The organism is Limimaricola cinnabarinus, from assembly GCF_002723615.1.
Taxonomy (GTDB): domain Bacteria; phylum Pseudomonadota; class Alphaproteobacteria; order Rhodobacterales; family Rhodobacteraceae; genus Limimaricola; species Limimaricola cinnabarinus_B.
On the sequence record NZ_KZ304968.1, the window covers coordinates 32,076 to 50,097 of the forward strand.

Genomic DNA, 18,022 nt, shown 5'->3' on the forward strand with positions numbered 1-18,022 from the left:
TTTTCCCAGATCCGGCGATCCGGTTTCACGGAAGCCATGGCCTTCGCCAGCCCGAGGTCCGGACGCCGAGGGTTGCCGAGCTCGGGCTCACCCCAAGCCATCGCCTCCAGCCGCGCAGCAAGGACTTCGGGCCGCAGGGAGGTCAAGACCGTGCTTGGGGTATTTCACTGCCGCTGAACACCATATAACAAGTCATTGTTATATAGAATGTATTACATTTTAATGAGGATGCAGATGATCATTTTCAATTGCTCGAGTGGGTTGCCGACGTGTTTCATCCGATCGTTTGAAAAATGGTTCCGAAGGAGGGGCCCCCTCCAATCCGATGATGCACTACAGATGGAATCGGGGTCTCGGTTTCGTTCCGCACCCTTGGATGCAAGGCGACTGGCACATGTCGCCTCTCTTCCCCTGCCGTCTCGGCCCGAGTTGCACGTTCGCTACAGGCGCCTTCAAACGACCGTTTTCTTCTCCCTGTTAAGTTTGGACGCAGGAAGATCGCGGCACGAGGACCATAGGATATGTGAGTGACACGCACGCCGTTGTCCTGCGGCCGTTCTTCATAAGGGTCTGAGGTGCTCCCCGATTTCAGGACGCTGACGTAAGCTACGATTTGCTGTCTGCTGATCTTCACCGACGAGGAGATCAGAGATGTCGAAACGCAAGCAGCACGCGCCTGCTTTCAAGGCCAAGGTCGCGCTGGAAGTTTTGAAAGGCGAACAAACGGCCGCCGAGCTGGCGAGCCGGTTCGGGGTGCATCCCACGCTGATCCATCAGTGGAAGCGGGCCCTGCTCGAGGGCGCTTCAGGGGTCTTCGAGCGAGGCGGAAAGAAGACGCCCGAAGTCGACGAGGCGCAGGTGAAGGAGCTGCATGCCAAGATTGGAGAGCTGGCGGTCGCCAACGATTTTTGTCCAGAAAGCTCAAGCCTTGGGGCGGGACGTGAGGCGCGGCATGATCGAGCGAGACCATCCGACCCTGTCCGTGGGGCGGCAGTGCCGGCTGCTGTCACTCTCGCGGTCGTCGTTCTACTACCGGCCAGCCGGGGAGACCGAGTTGAACCTCGACCTCATGCGGCTGATCGACGAACAATTTCTCGAAACGCCGTTCTACGGCGTGCGCCAGATGGCCCGGCATCTGCGCAACGAGGGCCATGCAGTGAACGACAAGCGGGTGCGGCGGCTGATGCGGCTCATGGGCCTCATGCCGATCTACCAAAAGCCCAACATTAGCAAGCCTGCCAAGGGGCACAAGCGATACCCATACCTGCTGAGGGGGTTGCGCGTGGAGCGGCCCAATCAAGTCTGGTGCGCCGACATCACCTATCTCCCCATGCGGCGCGGCTTCCTCTATCTCGTGGCGATCATGGATTGGCACACCCGGAAATTGCTGGCTTGGCGCCTGTCCAACACGATGGAGGCCGAGTTCTGCGTCGAGGCGCTGACCGAAGCGATCCAGCGGTTCGGCCTGCCCGAGATCATGAATACCGATCAGGGCAGCCAGTTCACGTCCTTCGCTTGGACCGACCTGCTCAGACGCGCCGGCGTCCGCATCACAATGGACGGAAAGGGGCGCTACCTCGACAACATCTTCCTCGAGCGGCTTTGGCGCACCCTGAAACACGAGTGCGTCTACCTGCACGCTTGGGAGACCGGCTCGGAGGCACGGGCCGGGCTCAGGAACTGGTTCGATTTCTACAACCGAAAGCGTCCGCATTCCACCCATGGCGGTCAGCCGCCGGCGGTGGTCTACTGGCAGAGAAACCCCATTATCCCACCCGATCAGCAGGAACAGAGAGTAGCTTAGAAAACGCCAGATCCTGTCCAAGGATCGGGGAGCACCTTATCAGACCGGGTATCCCTCCTCCAGCACCAGCGTCCATATCTCGTGGTTGAGCAGCTTCAGCGCCTCGATCGTCTGCCTGATCCGCGTCAGCGCCTCCGCATCGACATCGTCGCTGCGCCCCATCTTCAGCGCGTTCTTGCGATCGGCGATGCGCATGGTGATGGTCCGGGTCGCGCCAGTCTCCGCATCGAAGGAGTAGATTGAATGGCTGTAGTGGTTGCGCAGCGACTGATGCTTGCGGATGCGCCCGGTGAGCCCGGTGATCCGATCGCGCAGCTCGCCGGAAGCGGCACCGGATTTGGCGAGACGATCGACCAGATCGACCCGCGCTCGGGTGGTGTTGAGCGTCAGATAGATGATTACCGCCGTCTGCTTGCTGGTGCCCGCGAGCCCGGCGATCAGATGGATCAGCAGGCTCTCGGTATTGGTCCAGCTGTAGTTCATGCGCCCGACCAGCAGCAGGAGCTGATCGAACGCGCTCAGCGTGCCCGCGTCGCCGCCCGGCGGCTCGGGCGCGGAGCCGGTCATGGCGTGTCCGAGGGCGTCACGCTTCCCTCCCCATTGGCGAGAAACCAGATGGCCGCGCTGGTGCGGTTCGACACGCCCAGCTTGCTGATCAGATGATGGATATGCAGCTTGACCGTATGCTCGGACAGGCCAAGCTCGGCGGCGACGATCTTGTTCTGCTTGCCCTCGGCGATCAGCGCCAGCACCTCCCATTCGCGGCGGGTCAGGTCGTGCGTGACCGGATTGGCGAGCCCGGCCCTGGGCCGGGCCCCCGGCTGCTTCGCCATGAGCCTGCGCAGGATGGCCTCGGGCACGAGGATCTCGCCGCACAGCAATAGCCGCATCACCGCCAGAAGCACGTCAATGCGCATGTTGAGCGGCAGCAGACCGATCCGCGGTGGGTCGTACTCATCCAGTCTTTGCCGCAGCAGCTCCTGATCCGGCGGATGACCGCCATAGGCCAGAACCAGCATCTCCGTCCCGGCGGCTCGCGCGGCGGCCAGCATGTCGTACTGGGACGCGATCTGGTCCTGGTCGACCAGAAGGAACGGCACATGGCAATGCTTTTCGCAGATGCGTGATATTTCGGAAAGGTCCGACCCTCGCGCGAACGTTACGCTTTCGAATTCCGCACAGAGCGTCTTTATCAGTCCGTCGGATAAACAGAATTCGCTTCCAAGCATCGGCACGACACATTTCGCGTTTTCGGATCGACGCGGGGTTTCATGATTGCAAGTAATATACTCGAGATTCGACATCGGGAACTCACAAATGGGAAATATGAACTAAAACGGAATGTCGTAGGTTCTCGATAGTACGGCTATTCCCCCGTCCCCTCCCATAAGCCGAAAGGTTAGGTCAGGAATCCTGTAGGACGCCGTGGCATGCGGCCCCGTCTGGCCCTGTGCCCCAAGCGGTGGATGAAAGTAGTTTATAGAGTGTTACTTAGTATAAAAGCGCATTAACCCACGCCCCGCTTCCGTATGGACCACACCAGCGGCGCGATCACGTTGACTTGAAGAAAGTTAACAAAACACCGCCTTGCTGCCGCCCACCCCCATCCGATCGAGGCCGGCCTCCTGCGGAATACATCGAATCTCCGGGCTGAACCGTAAACGTCTTTCCCGCAAGGTCGGATCATCGGCACCGGCTTGATCTTACGGACACCTCGCTCAGAGGCGGCTTTCGGTACGGTCGGTGGCGAAGATGATGGCCCGCCAAGGGCGGAAATTTTGCTGGTTTGCCATAAGGCATTTTTAATTCGTGACGTCTGCCGTCCCTCGCGGGGCGCTCATCATTTGCATTTCATTGCAACCTGCCATTACGGATCACCGCTTTCAAGATGAGTGGCGGTGCAGCGATGGCTGCTATGTCTGGAGACAGAACCATGGTCACACGCAACAACAATACAATCATAGGCTGGGGCGACGGAACCGCGCCCGAAGCCGACATCATCGAGACCGAAGAGAACGGCGCGATCGCCGAGACCCAAGGATTGGGAGACGACAGTAACGGAGATCACGGCGAAGATAACGGTGACGGCGGCCACAACGGCAAGCACGGCAAGGACGGCAAGAACCACAACGGCAACAAGAACGAGAACTCCAACAAGAACGAGAGCGATAACACCAACACCAACGAGAACGAGAGCGACGCCTCGGCCAGCAGCGATGCCGATGCCAGCTCCGACAACGACAACGACAACGACAACGACAACGACAACGACAATACCAATAGCAATGACACCGACGTCGATGTGGACGTCGATGTCGATGTCGATGTCGGCCTGGAGCTCGATGGCGCCAGCGAAGAAGACAATGACGTGGTCGATCTCGACCTCGAAGGGTCCGAGGTGGGCGACGTCATCGCCGCCAATGGTAACCTCGCTTACAACCCCGGCAACGACTTCGACATGGACGACATGTTGAACGACTCGCTCAACGGCCAAGGCAATGATGCGGGCTTCGTCAACGTCCTGACCAACGATCTCGAGGACAACGACACGCTCGAAGAGGCGCATGTCGACAATTCCGGCGAGTTCTACCAGAACGGCGACGCCGATGGCGGCGAAGCCTATGCCGAGGAAGGCATCCGCAGCGGCGGCGAAGGCGGCAATGGCGGTGACGAGGCCATGGCCGAGGGCGGCGACGGCGAAGGCGACGACGGCGGTACGGCCGACGCGACCGCCGAAGGCGGCACCAGCGGCGATGGCGGCATGGCCACCTCAACCGGCGGCGACGGCGGCGACGCCGATGAGGCCGACGCCGAAGGCCACGACACCGACAGCGAGGAGATCGACACCGCCACCGAGGCCCTGGGCGGCGATGCCGGCAGCAACGACTCCACCAACGACTCGGACTCGGACACTGACGCCGATGTGGAGGCCGATGGCGAAGGCGGCGATGGCGGCGATGTCGACAGCGAAGTCGACACCGAATCCGACAGCGAGAGCGATGCCGCGTCGGATGACGATGGCGGCGACGGCGGAGAGAGCGACGCCACTTCGACCCAGTCCACCACGGCCACGGCCGACAACGACAACAGCTCGGCCGGCGGCGCCGGCGGCGCTTCCGATAGCGAAGGCAACGGCCTCGGCCTGGGCCTGAGCTTCTCGGAGGCCCAGGGCGACGGCGGCGACGGCGGTGATATCAAAGGCGACGTCGATGTCGACGGCGACAGCGAGACCGACAGCGACGCCTCCGGCGACGGCGGCGATGGCGGCTATGTCGACAGCGATGCCGATGGCGAGGGCGAGGGCGATGTCGATGCGGACTCGGATGCCGATGGCGGCGAGACCGGTGACATCGACACCGACGTGGACGGCGACGCCGACAGCGACGCCGATGGCGACGCCGACGGGGGCGATGGCGGCGAGGTCGATGCCGATGTCGACGCCGACAGCGATGCCGACGCCGATGGCGACGCCGACAGCGAGGCCGGAGACAGCGGCGATACCGACCAGGATGCAGACAGCGAAGGCGACGCCGAAAGCGACGCCAATGCCGAGCACGAGGCCGGTGACGGTGGCGAAGCCGATGGCGACGCGACCGGCGACAGCGAAGCCGACGCATACGGCTATTCGGAAGGTGGCGAAGCGGGCGACATCGACGGTGACGTCGATGGCAACAGCGACGCGCAAACCGATGGCTCGGCCGACTCGGGCGACGGCGATGGCGGCTATGCCGAGAACGACGCCGAAAGCGACGCCGAGAGCGACGCCTCCTCGGAGGCCGACACCGAGGCGGGTGACAGCGACAGCGCCGATGGCGATGGCGATGGCGATGCCACGACGGACGACACCTATAACGACAGCACGCAGGACGCCAATGGCGGCGGCGGCAATCCCGATGTCGACACCATGGGCAACAACTCGCCTGCCAATGCCGACAATGCCACCGGTGGCGATGGTGGCAGCACCAGCGGCGATACCGGTCCGGCCGAATCCAACGCCGATGCGGACGGCAGCGGCACGGGCGGCACCAGCACCGGCGGGGCGGCCGACGCCACGACGGGCATGAGCGACAGCGACGTCTCCGGCGACGCGACCACCGATGGCAACGGCGGCGACGGAACCGGCGGTGACGCCAACAACACCGACACGGCCTCGGCCGAGACCGGCAACCAGACCGCCTCCGACAGCGGAGACGGCGGCGCGGCCGACAATGGCCACACCTCCGACTCGAGCGGCGACGCGCAGACCGACAACGACAGCGGCGCGGGCGGCGACGCCATGGGCGACGGTGGCACCTCCACCAGCGACGGTTCGAGCACGGGCCGCAATGACGGCGCGACCGGCGCGGTGATGGGGGGCGATGCCGCTAGCGACAACGATGCCATGGCCGATGCCATGGGCAGCGCCGATGGCGACAGCGGCGACGGTGGCTATGGTGAGACCGGCAATGATGCCACGGCCGATGGGCGCGGCAGCTCGGACGGCCACACCAGCGGCGCCGGCGGCGCAGGCACCGCCACCAATGGCGAGCTGACCGGCATGGTCTCGGGCGATGCGACATCCGATGGCACCGGCGGTGCCGGCGGATCGGGCAACGCCGACACCGATGACGACTCCTCGGTGGCCAACACCGGTTCGACCGCATCGCAAAGCGGCGCGGGCGCGACCGGCACGGCGACCAACGACACCGACGCCACCGGTTCGGGCACCGGCGGCAGCGAGGCCATGGGCGGCGATGCCAACTCCGATGCCCATAGCGACGCCGACCAGATGTCCGAGGGCAGCTCCGACGCCGACGCCGACGGCGGCGATGGCGGTGCCACCAACTCCGACACCGACTCCACCTCCAGCAGCACCGCCGACGGCACCGCCGACGGAACGGGCGGCTATGGCGGGATGTCGGATCTGGCGGCCGAGGCGCTCGCGGAATCGATGGCCGACAACGACCAGGATATCGATACGGGCGATGGCGGCATGGCCGAGGCGGCCTCCATGGTCGACGCCAACACCGCCTCTTCCGGCGATGTCCAGGCGATGTCGGGCGACGGCGGCGCGGGCGGCATGGCCGCGGCGACCGGTGGTGCCGGCGGCATGGCCGAAGGCGGGGTCGCCACGGGCGGCAGCGCCGATGGCGGCGACGGCATCGGCGGCGCCAGCGGCGACGCGATGACAGGTGCGGGCGGCAGTGCCGGCCATGCCGGCACCTGGGGCTCGTCGAACGGCGACGACGGCTACGTGACGGGCGAATCCTTCGCCTCCGCCGCGGCGCAGGTCGACACCACGGCGTTCAACCAGGACATCGTGATGGGGGCCAACGTGCTCGGCAACACGGTGGACATGAACGTGGTCGGCGGCTCGTTCAGCTCCAACTACACCGGCGACGACAGCGACGGCATGTAGTCCGCCGCGACCAAGTTCGGGGGCCGGCGACGCCCGGCCCCCGGTTCCGATCTCTTCCCTCCTGACAGATCGGCAGGATTTTTCCCCGCAGGCAACACCGGCACCCGTCATTCCTTTGGCGGGTGCCACGCACCGAAAGCAGGGACCACGACATGTCGATGGATCGAACGACCGAAATCATCGCGCACTTCATCGGCGACTTCGCCCTATCCGTCGAGATCGGCAGAATCAGGGCCGATTACGAGAAGATCCGACTCGAACCCGAAGCCGATCCCGCGCTCGCCGCGCTGACGTTCAAGGGGCTTCGCCTGACACCTGAGCACCCGCTTGAGGAGCTCGATCCCCAGATCGTTTACCAGCCGCTTCCCCCCTCCCCCTTCGCCATTCCAGTCATCTCGCCCCCGCCGTTGCAGCAGCCCGGCCCCAATGACGTGATCGAGGTCGCCCCGCCGCCGGCACCCGAGGTCAAGATCGTCCTTTCAACGGGCGACATCCGCATCGATACGGTTTTGGGCCATGACATGCCCCCGCCCTCCAGCGTCGCGGCGGTGCTGTGGATGTCGAACCAGCTGCAGGACGCCGATGCCTTCGGCGTCGCGCCCGGCGCCATACTCGCGCAGGCCGCCGAACTGGCGCAGATCCTAGAGGTCATGAGCGAACAGGTCGCGGCGCTGTCGCCGCTGCCCGCTGTGCTCGAAACCCTGTCGGGGAGCCCGGCGGGCGCGCTCGACTGGGCCGGTCTGACGGCGCAGATCACGCAGGCAGCCGAGCAGAACCCGGAGGCGCCGCTCGGCGGCGTGGTACTGCAAGGCGACGCTACGCTCGGCGTGCATGTCGACGGCGCGATTGCGGATGCCCTGCCCGACTGGCAGGACCTGCTGCCCGCCTTCCTGCGCGAAAAGGAGACAGAGCAGGACGCGCCGTCGGACGCAACCGACGGCTCCGGCGCAGTGCTCCCGGCGCAGGGCGAGGCGGCGGACGAGGAAGAGGAAGCACAGGACGAGGACGCCCCCGGCGATCAGGGGACATCGAGCGAGGGCGCGACAACCGAAGCCGCGGCCCCTCCTGCCGGCATGACCGTCATCGAAACCGATGGGAAAACCGCGTTCGGCAAGGCGATGACCGGCTTCACGGACGAGGACACGAGCCTGACGGAGACCGCCCAAGCGCCGCTCGTGGTGACCGGGGGCAACCAGCTCGTCAATGAGGTGGCGATCACCTCGAACTGGCTCGACGCGCCGGTGATCGTGGTCGGGGGCGATGCGCGTGAGCTTACCGCGATCTCGCAGGTGAACGCGACCTTCGACCGCGATGCCGCTCCCGGCGCGGAGACCGGTGCGAAGACGGGCACGAAGACCGCCCCGGAGGCGGGCGCGGCGCCCGGGGATCAGCCGTCCTCGATGGTGATGAACGCCGCCTCGATCACCTCCAGCTCGAACCCCGCCCCGCGCGACGCGGATCAGGTCGGGACGTCGCCGAGCGGTTTCGCGATCGCCCGCATCACCGGCGACCTCGTGCAGGTGAACGGGGTGCAGCAATACAATTTCGCAAGCGACACCGACAGCCTGCGCATCGACATCCCCTCCGCGCGGCTGCAGCTTTCTGCGGGCGAGAACGAGCTCGCGAACCTCGCGGTGCTCAACGAGTTCGGCTGGACCTTCGACCTGATCGTGGTCGGCGGAAACATGGTCGACGCGACGCTGATCCGGCAGACGAACCTGCTGGTCGACGACGACATCGTCGAAGCGAAACCGGACCCCGCCCCGGCACCCGCCAAGGCTCCGCTCCAGACCTCGGCAAAGGGGGCGGCCCCGGAGGAGACGGCGAAAGCCGTAACGGGCCCGGGGCAGCCAATGGCCAAGCAGGCTGTTGCCACCGACCCGTCCGGCGACACCGCCAGCGCTCCCGCCCCGGCCGAACCCGCCGCGCCCGGGAACCTGAGCTACAACGAGGCCCGGATCCATACCGAGGGGCTGGACGTCGCGGCAAAACTGCCCAAGGCGCTTGCAGAAGCGAGCAAGTCGTTGACCGAGGGAGCCGAAGCCCTGGGCCGCGAGGTGCTCGGCCTCGATCTCTTCGAAGGGGTCGAGCTGCTCAAGGTGCTGCTGATCGAGGGCGATTTCATCACCGCGAACTGGATCGACCAGATCAACATTCTGGGCGATCAGGACCAGGTCGAGATCCTCAAGGCGGCAATCGCCGCCCTGCCCGAGGCACAGATCGTGACCGAGGCGAACCTTCTGGCGAATCTGGCGTCGATCTCGAAAAAGGGCATCGATTCCCAGATCATGGCCGAGGGCGAGAGCTACAGCGACGCGCTGCTGCATCAGGCGGGCTTCGTCGAGGAGTACGCCCCCGCCCCGGGCACGGGGCTGACGGAACTGGCCAGCGAGGCGGTCGCCTTTCTCGCAGATGGAATGATCGAAGCGGCGGTCGCGGAGCTTGAGGCCGGGCATGCGGCGTCCGACAGCGGTCTCGCCGCGATGTCGGCCAGCCAGGCCGATCTGATGCAGACCATGCTGAGTTAGCGAGGAGCGTTATGCGCGTGAAAGACTACGCCGATCCCATCCGCGTCGATCCACCGATGCGCCGCAAGGCGCCCCCCGCGCGACTGCCCCGTTTCCTGAGATCTTCGGATGCCGGCCGGCTCGGCATGGGGGACACCACCGCCCGCGCCGTGCCGCGCCCCCCCCCGAACACCCCCGGCGCCGCTGCCGATGCACCGCGCGCCGATCCGCCCGCCGCGCGCGGGCCCGACGAAGGCCCCCCGCTTCCGGGTAAGGTGATCGAGGCCGATCGCGGGCCACGGCGCCTGCCGGACGCCTCGAAGACGCCGCGGCGCAGCATGGGCAAGGACGGGACCCCGGTGGATGGCGGTGGCGGAGGCGGTAGAGGCGGTGGAGGCGGACCCGTGCCGCCCAGGTTCCACAAGCGCATGGCGCCCGAGAATTACGGCCTGGCGCTGCAGCGCGGGATCGGCGCGGTGCGGCGCAACCTCGTGATGGTCCTGGTGCTGACCTGCGCCACCAACCTGCTAATCCTCGCCATCCCGATCTACCTGTTCCAGATCTCCGACCGGGTGCTGACCAGCCGCTCGACCGATACGCTGATCATGCTCACCATCGTCATCGTCGGCGCAGTGATCCTGCAGGCGGTGTTCGACGCGATCCGGCGCTTCATGCTGATGCGCACTGCCGTGGAGGTCGCGGCCCGGCTCGGCGCACCGATCCTCTCGGCGGCCTCGGCGGCGGCGCTGCACGGCTCGGGGCGCGAATACCAGACATTGGGCGATCTGCAGCAGCTGCGCGGTTTTCTGGTCTCCGGCACGCTGCTGTCGTTTCTCGACGTGCCCTTCGCACCGCTGTTCATCCTTGCGATCTTCCTCGTGCACCCGCATCTGGGCATGATCGTGGTCGGTACGTCGCTGGCGCTCCTGGTGATCACGCTGATCAACCAGAGGATCACCGCCCGTGCCTTCGCCGAGGCCAACGCCGCGCAGAGCCGCGCCAATCTCCACCTCGATTCGATGGCGCGCAACAGCCAGATCATCAACGCCCTCGCCATGATCCCCGAGGCGGTGCGGATCTGGGGCCGCGATACCGCGATCTCGCTCACCGCGCAGGTCCGCGCGCAGGACCGCAACATCGCCGCCTCCGCCGTCAGCCGCGCGGTGCGGCTGCTGACCCAGATCGCGATGCTGGGCTGGGGCGCCTATCTCGCCATCGGCGGAGAGATCACCGGCGGCATGGTGATCGCCGCCTCGATCATCGCCGGCCGGGCACTGGCGCCGATCGAGGGCGCGATCGAGGGCTGGAGCGCCTATGCGCTGTCGCGCGCGGCCTATGGTCGGATCACGGCGCTGCTGACCTCCTCACGGCTGCAGTTCGAGCGGCTGAATCTGCCGCGCCCCGAAGGCCGGCTCGATGTAGAGCGGCTGCTCTATGTGCCCGGCGGCACCAAGCAGGTCGTGCTCAACGGCATCAGCTTCTCGCTCGATCCCGGCGACACGCTGGCGATCATCGGCAATTCGGGGGCGGGCAAGACGACGCTGGGCAAGATGCTGGTAGGCTCGATCCTGCCCACCTCGGGCAACGTACGGCTCGACCTAATGGATCTGCGCAACTGGGACCCGCGCCAGCTGGGCGAAAACATCGGCTATCTGCCGCAGGACGTGCAGCTCTTTCCCGGCACGATCAAGGACAACATCGGCCGGATGCGCCATGACGCGACTGATGCGCAGATCTACCAGGCGGCGGCGCTGGCCGACGTGCACGAGATGATCGCCAACCTGCCACAGGGCTACGAGACGGTGGTGGCCGCCGACGGCGCGCCGCTCTCGGGCGGACAGAAGCAGCGCATCGCGCTGGCGCGCGCCTTCTTCGGAGAGCCGCGCTTCGTGGTGCTCGACGAGCCCAATTCCAACCTCGACAGCGCCGGCGACAAGGCGCTGGCCCAGGCGATCCGGCACGCCAAGCAGAACAAGATCACCGTGGTGGTGGTGACGCAAAAGCCGTCCCTGCTCACCGCTGTGGACAAGATCATGCTGCTCGGCGACGGCACGATCCAGATGTTCGGCGCACGGATGGAGGTGCTGACCAAGCTTGCGGGTGACAAGGCGTCGCGCGTCCCGCGGCCCAAGGGGGGAGGGGGATCATGAGCATGACCGAATGGACGGCCGACGAGGACGAATGGTTTGCCCGGGTGCCGCGCTCCGTGCGGCATCACACGATCTGGGGACTGGTGCTGTTGGTGCTGAGTTTCGGCGGCTTCGGGGCATGGGCCTTTCGCGCGCCGCTCGCGGCGGCGGTGATCGCGCAAGGCAGCTTCGTCGCCACCGGGCAGAATAAGATCGTGCAGCATTTCGAAGGCGGGATCATCGAGGAGATCCTCGTCAGCGAAGGTGACAGGGTGGAGGCGGGCCAGCTCCTGCTGCGGCTCGACGGTACGCAGGCGGTGGCGGCCGAGCGCGAGCTGCAACTGCGCCGCTTCCGGCTGGAGGCCACGCAGGCGCGGCTCGTGGCCGAGGAGGAGCGCCACGACGAGCTGCGCTTTCCCACCCATCTGGAGGCGGCGCGCGAGGACATCGCCGTCGCGGGGATCCTCGACGGGCAGGAGCTGGCCTACCGGGTGTCGCGCGCGGCGTTGGAGAACGACCTGGCCCTTTTGGAGCGCAGCGTGCAGGCGCTGCTGATCCGGGCCCGCGGCTACGAGACCCAGCTTGGCACCCATCGCGGCCAGCTTGAATTGCTGCAGGCCGAGCATGAGGACAAGTCGGCGCTGTTCGCACGCGGCCTGCTGCGCCGCCCCGAGCTTCTGGCGATAGAGCGCGCCCAACTAGAGGCGCAGGGGCAGATCGGGCGGCTGGAAGCGGAGATCGAGGAGATCGACGAGCTGGTGCGCAAGAACCGCGCGCAGATCTCGCAGGAGATCGACCGTTACCGCGAGAAGGCGCTTGATGAGTTGCAAAGCGTGCAATCGCAGCTCGAAAGCATCAACGAGCAGTTCCGCACCGCGCGCTCGGTACGTGCCCGGGTCGACCTGACGGCCCCCGTCGCGGGCACGGTGGTGCGGCTCTATTTCCACACCCCGGGCGGCGTGATCGAAAGCGGACGCCCCATCCTCGAGATCCTGCCGGTGGACGAGCCCTTGATCATCGAGGTACAGATCCCGCGGGTCGAGATCGACAGCGTGCGGCGCGGCCAGGCAGCGACCGTCCGGCTCACCGCGCTCAACCAGCGCACGACCCCGGTGCTCGACGGCGAAGTCTACTACGTCTCGGCGGATGCGATCACCGAAGGCGCGGGCGAGGAGATGCGCGAGATCTACCTCGCGCGGATCTCGATCCCCGCCGAGCAGCTGGCCCGGGTGCGCAACTTCGCCCCCACGCCGGGCATGCCGGCCGAAATCATGATCCAGACCGCATCGCGGACCTTCGTGCAGTATATCACCAAGCCGATCATGGACAGCATGACGCGCGCCTTCCGCGAGCAATAGCCTCTGCGCGGGCTCGGATCAGCCCGTGGATCTGCGCCGCATGAACCGCCTCGGCGAGGCTGCGCGCACCAAGCGTCCTGCGCGCCGATTTCAGCCGGGCTTTTCGAGGGGCTTTCGCTGATGCCGATGATCGCCGCGCGGGCGTGTCGTCCGCCGGCCGCCAGAAGGCTCAGCGCCTCGCACTGCGCCCTACTCAGACGGATGTCGCCCGCCGGTTGGCTACGGGTCTGTCACGACCACCATTCATCGCTACATTTACTCTAGGGAAGGTCTGCGCGATGAACTGTGGTGGTATCTGTTGCGCAAAACGGATGATGGCCGAGGTGCCCCTTTCCCGGACGGACTTATCCCCCGACCTCTGTCACAGGTATGCCGAGCGCGGTGAAGCTGGTGAGCACGGCTGAGCACGGCAATGCGGATCCGGAGCTCGGCGACCTGATGATCGAAAGTGAAGCATTGTCGATCAGCAGATGCAGCGGTCCGTTAGGCCGCGATAGGGGATGTCCAAGGCCAACGCCTTCTGGCGTCGGCATAGGGTGCTGAAACCTAGCACCGCCCAGTCCATTCCGATCAGCTGCAAAAGGCCTTCGACAAAGCCCGTCGTCTGGCGGAGCGCCACGCCGAGCAGCACTTTCATCATCAGGCAGGCTTGGATAGCAGCATCGCTGTAGCTTTGCTGCCGACCCCTCTTGCCGCTTGGTGGCGGCGTCCAGACCATGTCGGGATTGAACTAGGGCCTGTTGACGTTTGAGGATTCCCAAATCCGTTGCTGAATGATTCAAGGTTTCCAACGTAGGAGGTGACCTTGGCTCGGACGATACTGACAGACATGCAATGGAGGCTCATAGCCCCTCACTGCCGTGGCCGCGCATGTGATCCTGGGCGGACTGGCGAGGACCCTCGCCTCTTTGTTGAGGCGGTGCTGTGGATCGCCCGAACCGGCTGCCCATGGCGGGACCTTCCCGAGGAGTTCGGGAAATGGAACACGGTGTTCAAGCGGTTTCGCAGATGGGTGAAATCCGACGCCTTCTAGGCCGCATATGGGCCACCGGCATGTCGATCAGGCCCGGCCCGCCATACATGTCGAAGCGTGCGAAGTTCTCTGACGAAGCCGGTGTGGCTGCTGAAAGGAGTGATGCGCTAGCTGCGGTCACCAGCAAGTAATTGGATTTTCTCAATCGTTCCTCATGCCTCACTGGCTTTCGAGCCCAGCCCGATTTCTCTGCACTGCCTATAGGAGATGAAGAGCCGAACGAACCAGATGGACTGTCGAAACCAGCCATGTGGTTCCGAAGTCACGTCAGTCCATGTGTGTGTGCTGTGTGCTCCGCCTTCCGAAAGCACGACCATCTGAAACTGGAGTTTTCCGATAAGATTGGCTTCAAAGCCCCTCCAAATACTCCCCATAGGCGTTCTTGCCGAACATCCGCGCCCTTGCCCTCAACCCCTCCCGGTCGATCCAGCCCAGCCCGTAGGCGATCTCATCGGGACTTCCGGTCTGCAGGCCCTGCCGCTCCTGCAGCGTGCGCACGAAATTGCCCGCATCCAGGAGCGAGCCATGTGTGCCGGTGTCGAGCCAGGCGTAGCCGCGGCCCATCGTCTCGACGCCGAGCTGGCCCTGGTCGAGATAGCTTTCGAGCAGTGTCGTGACCTCCAGCTCGCCACGCGCCGAGGGGCGGATCTGGCGGGCACGCTCGGGCGCGGAGGCATCGAGAAAGTAGAGCCCGGTGAGGGCGTAGTTCGAGGGCGGGACCTCGGGCTTCTCGATGATCGCGCGGGCCCGGCCCTCGGCGTCGAAATCGACCACGCCGTAGCGCTCGGGATCGGCGACGTGGTAGCCGAAGACCGTGCCGCCCTCGGGACGCGCATCGGCTGCCGCCAGCATCTCGGGCAGGCCGTGGCCGAAGAAGATGTTGTCGCCCAGAACCATCGCCGACGGCGCGCCCGCGAGAAACTCTTCGGCGAGGATATAGGCCTGCGCCAGCCCCTCGGGGCGCGGCTGCTCAATGTAGTCGAGCGAGATGCCCCACTGGCTGCCGTCGCCCAGCAGGCGCCGGAACTGGGTCTGGTCCTCGGGGGTGGTGATCACCGCGATCTCGCGGATGCCGGCCAGCATCAGCACCGAGAGCGGGTAGTAGATCATCGGCTTGTCGTAGATCGGCAGCAGCTGCTTCGAGACGCCCATGGTGATCGGGTAGAGCCGGGTGCCGGAGCCCCCGGCGAGAATGATGCCCTTGCGGCGGCGGGCGGGGGCGGAAAGCGCGGCGCTCATGAAAACCTCCGGAATCGTCTCTGAAATGGGCCGCTCAGGCGGTGAAGGGGCTGGTCCAACCGGCAAACCGGGGGGCTGCGCGGTCCTTGTCCGACAGCGTGGCAGAGGCGGGATCGATGCCCCAGTCGATGCCGAGGTCGGGATCGTCCCAGGCCACCGCGCCGTCACAGTCGGGGGCGTAGGCATCCGAGCATTTATAGAGCAGCTCGACATCCGGCGTCAGCGTCGCGAAGCCATGCAGGAAGCCCTCGGGCACCAGAAGCTGCCGCCCGTTCTCGGCCGAGAGGTCGACCGTGACATGGCGGCCATAGGTCGGCGAGCCGCGGCGCACGTCCACTGCCACGTCGCGCGCGAGCCCGCGCGTCACGCGCACCACCTTGGCCTGCGCATGCGGAGGACTCTGGTAATGCAGGCCGCGCACCGTGCCCTTGGGCCCGGAGAAGGAGTGGTTGTCCTGCACGAAGTCGATCTCGATTCCGTGGCCGCGCAACGTCTCGCGGTTCCAGCTCTCCATGAACCAGCCGCGCACGTCGCCGAAGCGGCGCGGCTCCAGGATTAGTACGCCGGGCAGGTCGGTCTCGGTGATATTCATGTCGTCTCTTTCAACTCTGTCAGCACCGCGTCGAGCCCGTCGCGCCAGTCGGGGCGCACGAGGCCGAACGCAGCCTGCGTGCTGCGGCAGTCGAGCCGCGAGTTGAGCGGGCGCGGCGCGGGCGTCGGGTAGGCGCTGCTGGGAATGCCGGACACCGCGCAGTCGCGCCCGCCTTGCGCCATGATCTCACGCGCGAAACCGGCCCAGCTCGTGTCCGGCGCGCCGGAGAAGTGGTGGATGCCACTCTTCGACGGGTCGGCAGCCAGTGCTTCGGTGATAGTCACGCAGGCCCGCGCGATAGCATTGGCCGGGGTCGGGCCGCCGACTTGGTCGGCCACCACGTTGAGCGCGTCGCGCTCCGCCCCAAGCCGTAGCATGGTCTTCACGAAGTTCGCCCCATGCGCCGAGAACACCCACGAGGTCCGCAGGATGGCCCAGCCGGCGGGGTTGGCCGCTGCCGCGACGCCCTGCTCGCCCACCAGCTTGGTCCGGCCATAGGCGCCGAGCGGCGCGGTCGGGGCATCCGGGGCGAATGGCGTATCGCCCGCGCCGTCGAAGACGTAATCGGTGGAGATATGCACGAAGGACAGGCGCGCCTGCGCCGCCGACCGCGCCAGCGCGGCGGGGGCCTCGGCGTTGATCCTGTGCGCGGCGGCTCCCTTGGTCTCGGCCGCGTCCACGGCGGTCCATGCGGCGGCATTGATCACCGCCTGCGGCCAGCCGGTCGCGGCCTCGCGCGCGAGGATCCGCGCCGCGCCCTCGGGGTCCGACAGGTCGGCCTCATCGCGGCCCATGCAGCGGATCTCATGGCCCTGCCCGTCGAGCCGCGAAAGCTCGGTCGCCACCTGCCCCGACCGGCCGAAGATCAGCACTCTCATTCCGCCGCCGCTCCGGTGCCGAGCCGTTGGCCCACGCCCGCGCGCGACTGCAAGGGCCGCCACCAAGCCTCGTTGGCGAGATACCACGCGACGGTACGCCTCAGCCCTTCCTCGACCGTCACCGAGGGCCGCCAGCCCAGCTCCTCGCGGATGCGGGTCGGGTCGATGGCGTAGCGCGCGTCATGGCCGGGCCGGTCTGCGACGAAGGCGATCTGCTGGGCGTAGAAGCCGCTTTCCTTGGGGCACAGCTCGTCGAGGATGGCGCAGAGCGTGCGCACGAGCTCGAGATTGCTGCGCTCGTTCTCGCCGCCGATGTTGTAGCTGCGGCCCACCCGGCCCTTCTCCAGCACGGTGAGCAGCGCGTCGGCGTGATCCTCGACATAGAGCCAGTCGCGCACGTTCTCGCCGGTGCCGTAGATCGGCAGCGCGCGCCCCGCCCGCGCGTTCAGGATCACCACCGGGATCAGCTTCTCGGGGAAGTGGTAAGGCCCGTAATTGTTCGAGCAGTTGGTCAGAAGGACGGGCAGCCCGTAGGTCTTGTGCCAGGCCCGCACGAGGTGGTCGGAGGCCGCCTTCGAGGCCGAATAGGGCGAGCGCGGATCGTAGGGCGTGTCTTCGGTGAACTTGATCGTCCTGTCGGCGGGCAGCGAGCCGAACACCTCGTCGGTCGAGACGTGGTGAAAGCGGAAGCCTTCGGGCCGGCCCCGACCCTCCCAATAGGCCCGCGCCGCCTCGAGCAGGTTGTAGGTGCCGGTGATGTTGGTCTCGACGAAGTCGCCCGGCCCGTCGATCGAGCGGTCGACATGGCTCTCGGCGGCGAGGTGCAGCACCGCCTCCGGCGCGCGTTCGGCGAAGATGCGGTCGAGTGCCGCGCGATCGCGGATATCGGCCCGCTCGAAGGTATAGAGCGGGCTGTCCGCCGCCGGTGCGACGTTCTCCTCGCAGGCGGCATAGGTCAGCGCGTCGAGATTGACGACCGCGTGGCCGCGCGCCACCGCCAGCCGCACTAGGGCCGAACCGATGAACCCGGCGCCGCCGGTAATCAGAAGTTTCACATCCGGCTCTTTCGTTCCCGGGGCCGCGG

Annotated in this window: 11 protein-coding genes and 2 pseudogenes; 6 read left to right on the top strand and 7 right to left on the bottom strand. The window is 66.2% G+C overall.

Annotation, left to right across the window (positions count from 1 at the left end):
- The first annotated feature begins 651 nt into the window (after positions 1-651).
- Positions 652-1,804, top strand: a protein-coding gene (locus tag CJ301_RS14520; protein ID WP_254050167.1) for an IS3 family transposase whose coding sequence is annotated in 2 segments (ribosomal slippage) — positions 652-908 and positions 907-1,804 — 1,155 coding nt in all. Because the reading frame shifts where the segments join, the coding sequence is not laid out codon by codon here.
- A gap of 39 nt (positions 1,805-1,843) precedes the next feature.
- Here CJ301_RS14520 and CJ301_RS14525 read toward each other — a convergent pair.
- Positions 1,844-2,371: a hypothetical protein gene (locus CJ301_RS14525; RefSeq protein WP_254050168.1), complete on the bottom strand. Its 528-nt coding sequence runs from the start codon at positions 2,369-2,371 to the stop codon at positions 1,844-1,846.
- A complete protein-coding gene (locus tag CJ301_RS19030) occupies positions 2,368-3,108 on the bottom strand; it encodes a helix-turn-helix transcriptional regulator (protein WP_216823304.1) in 741 nt (246 codons plus the stop codon). The genes CJ301_RS14525 and CJ301_RS19030 overlap by 4 nt, the downstream gene beginning before the upstream one ends.
- A gap of 629 nt (positions 3,109-3,737) precedes the next feature.
- Between CJ301_RS19030 and CJ301_RS14535 the strand changes: the two genes are divergently transcribed.
- The 4 genes from CJ301_RS14535 (at position 3,738) to CJ301_RS14550 (ending at position 13,196) form a co-directional block, all read left to right on the top strand.
- Positions 3,738-7,202 carry a hypothetical protein gene (locus CJ301_RS14535; protein WP_099278102.1) on the top strand — a complete coding sequence of 1,155 codons (3,465 nt, stop codon included), beginning with the start codon at positions 3,738-3,740 and terminating at the stop codon, positions 7,200-7,202.
- Positions 7,203-7,354: 152 nt separating this feature from the next.
- Positions 7,355-9,730, top strand: a complete 2,376-nt coding sequence (locus CJ301_RS14540) for a hypothetical protein (RefSeq protein WP_099278103.1) — start codon at positions 7,355-7,357, stop codon at positions 9,728-9,730.
- 317 nt (positions 9,731-10,047) lie between these two features.
- A complete protein-coding gene (locus tag CJ301_RS14545; protein WP_254050170.1) occupies positions 10,048-11,859 on the top strand; it encodes a type I secretion system permease/ATPase in 1,812 nt (603 codons plus the stop codon).
- Positions 11,856-13,196 carry an HlyD family type I secretion periplasmic adaptor subunit gene (locus CJ301_RS14550; RefSeq protein WP_099278104.1) on the top strand — a complete coding sequence of 447 codons (1,341 nt, stop codon included), beginning with the start codon at positions 11,856-11,858 and terminating at the stop codon, positions 13,194-13,196. The genes CJ301_RS14545 and CJ301_RS14550 overlap by 4 nt, the downstream gene beginning before the upstream one ends.
- Before the next feature lie 446 nt (positions 13,197-13,642).
- On the opposite strand, the pseudogene CJ301_RS14555 reads toward CJ301_RS14550, so the two are convergent.
- Positions 13,643-13,978 (bottom strand): annotated as a pseudogene (locus CJ301_RS14555) (transposase); the annotation flags it as partial.
- A 23-nt stretch (positions 13,979-14,001) separates the two neighbouring features.
- On the opposite strand from CJ301_RS14555, the pseudogene CJ301_RS14560 reads away from it, so the two are divergent.
- Positions 14,002-14,226: pseudogene (locus tag CJ301_RS14560) on the top strand (transposase); the annotation flags it as partial.
- A 351-nt stretch (positions 14,227-14,577) separates the two neighbouring features.
- On the opposite strand, the gene rfbA reads toward CJ301_RS14560, so the two are convergent.
- Genes rfbA through rfbB form a run of 4 tightly spaced genes read right to left on the bottom strand, consistent with a single transcriptional unit; the run spans position 14,578 to position 17,993 of the window.
- Entirely contained in the window at positions 14,578-15,468 is an 891-nt protein-coding gene (gene rfbA / locus CJ301_RS14565; protein WP_099278105.1) for a glucose-1-phosphate thymidylyltransferase RfbA, read from the bottom strand.
- Between the two features lie 34 nt (positions 15,469-15,502).
- Complete coding sequence (gene rfbC, locus CJ301_RS14570) at positions 15,503-16,060, bottom strand: dTDP-4-dehydrorhamnose 3,5-epimerase (RefSeq protein WP_099278106.1); 558 nt, start codon at positions 16,058-16,060, stop codon at positions 15,503-15,505.
- Positions 16,057-16,938: a dTDP-4-dehydrorhamnose reductase gene (gene rfbD, locus CJ301_RS14575; RefSeq protein ID WP_099278107.1), complete on the bottom strand. Its 882-nt coding sequence runs from the start codon at positions 16,936-16,938 to the stop codon at positions 16,057-16,059. Before rfbD ends, rfbC begins: the two co-directional genes overlap by 4 nt.
- Positions 16,935-17,993, bottom strand: a complete 1,059-nt coding sequence (rfbB, locus tag CJ301_RS14580; protein ID WP_099278108.1) for a dTDP-glucose 4,6-dehydratase — start codon at positions 17,991-17,993, stop codon at positions 16,935-16,937. Before rfbB ends, rfbD begins: the two co-directional genes overlap by 4 nt.
- Positions 17,994-18,022 lie beyond the last annotated feature (29 nt).

What these genes read in the sequence shown, in the direction of transcription:
- CJ301_RS14525 (WP_254050168.1), bottom strand. Translation starts at nt 2,371, where the DNA reads ATGACCGGCTCCGCGCCCGAGCCGCCGGGCGGCGACGCGGGCACGCTG.
- CJ301_RS19030 (WP_216823304.1), bottom strand. Translation starts at nt 3,108, where the DNA reads ATGTCGAATCTCGAGTATATTACTTGCAATCATGAAACCCCGCGTCGA.
- CJ301_RS14535 (WP_099278102.1), top strand. Translation starts at nt 3,738, where the DNA reads ATGGTCACACGCAACAACAATACAATCATAGGCTGGGGCGACGGAACC.
- CJ301_RS14540 (WP_099278103.1), top strand. Translation starts at nt 7,355, where the DNA reads ATGTCGATGGATCGAACGACCGAAATCATCGCGCACTTCATCGGCGAC.
- CJ301_RS14545 (WP_254050170.1), top strand. Translation starts at nt 10,048, where the DNA reads ATGGGCAAGGACGGGACCCCGGTGGATGGCGGTGGCGGAGGCGGTAGA.
- CJ301_RS14550 (WP_099278104.1), top strand. Translation starts at nt 11,856, where the DNA reads ATGAGCATGACCGAATGGACGGCCGACGAGGACGAATGGTTTGCCCGG.
- rfbA (WP_099278105.1), bottom strand. Translation starts at nt 15,468, where the DNA reads ATGAGCGCCGCGCTTTCCGCCCCCGCCCGCCGCCGCAAGGGCATCATT.
- rfbC (WP_099278106.1), bottom strand. Translation starts at nt 16,060, where the DNA reads ATGAATATCACCGAGACCGACCTGCCCGGCGTACTAATCCTGGAGCCG.
- rfbD (WP_099278107.1), bottom strand. Translation starts at nt 16,938, where the DNA reads ATGAGAGTGCTGATCTTCGGCCGGTCGGGGCAGGTGGCGACCGAGCTT.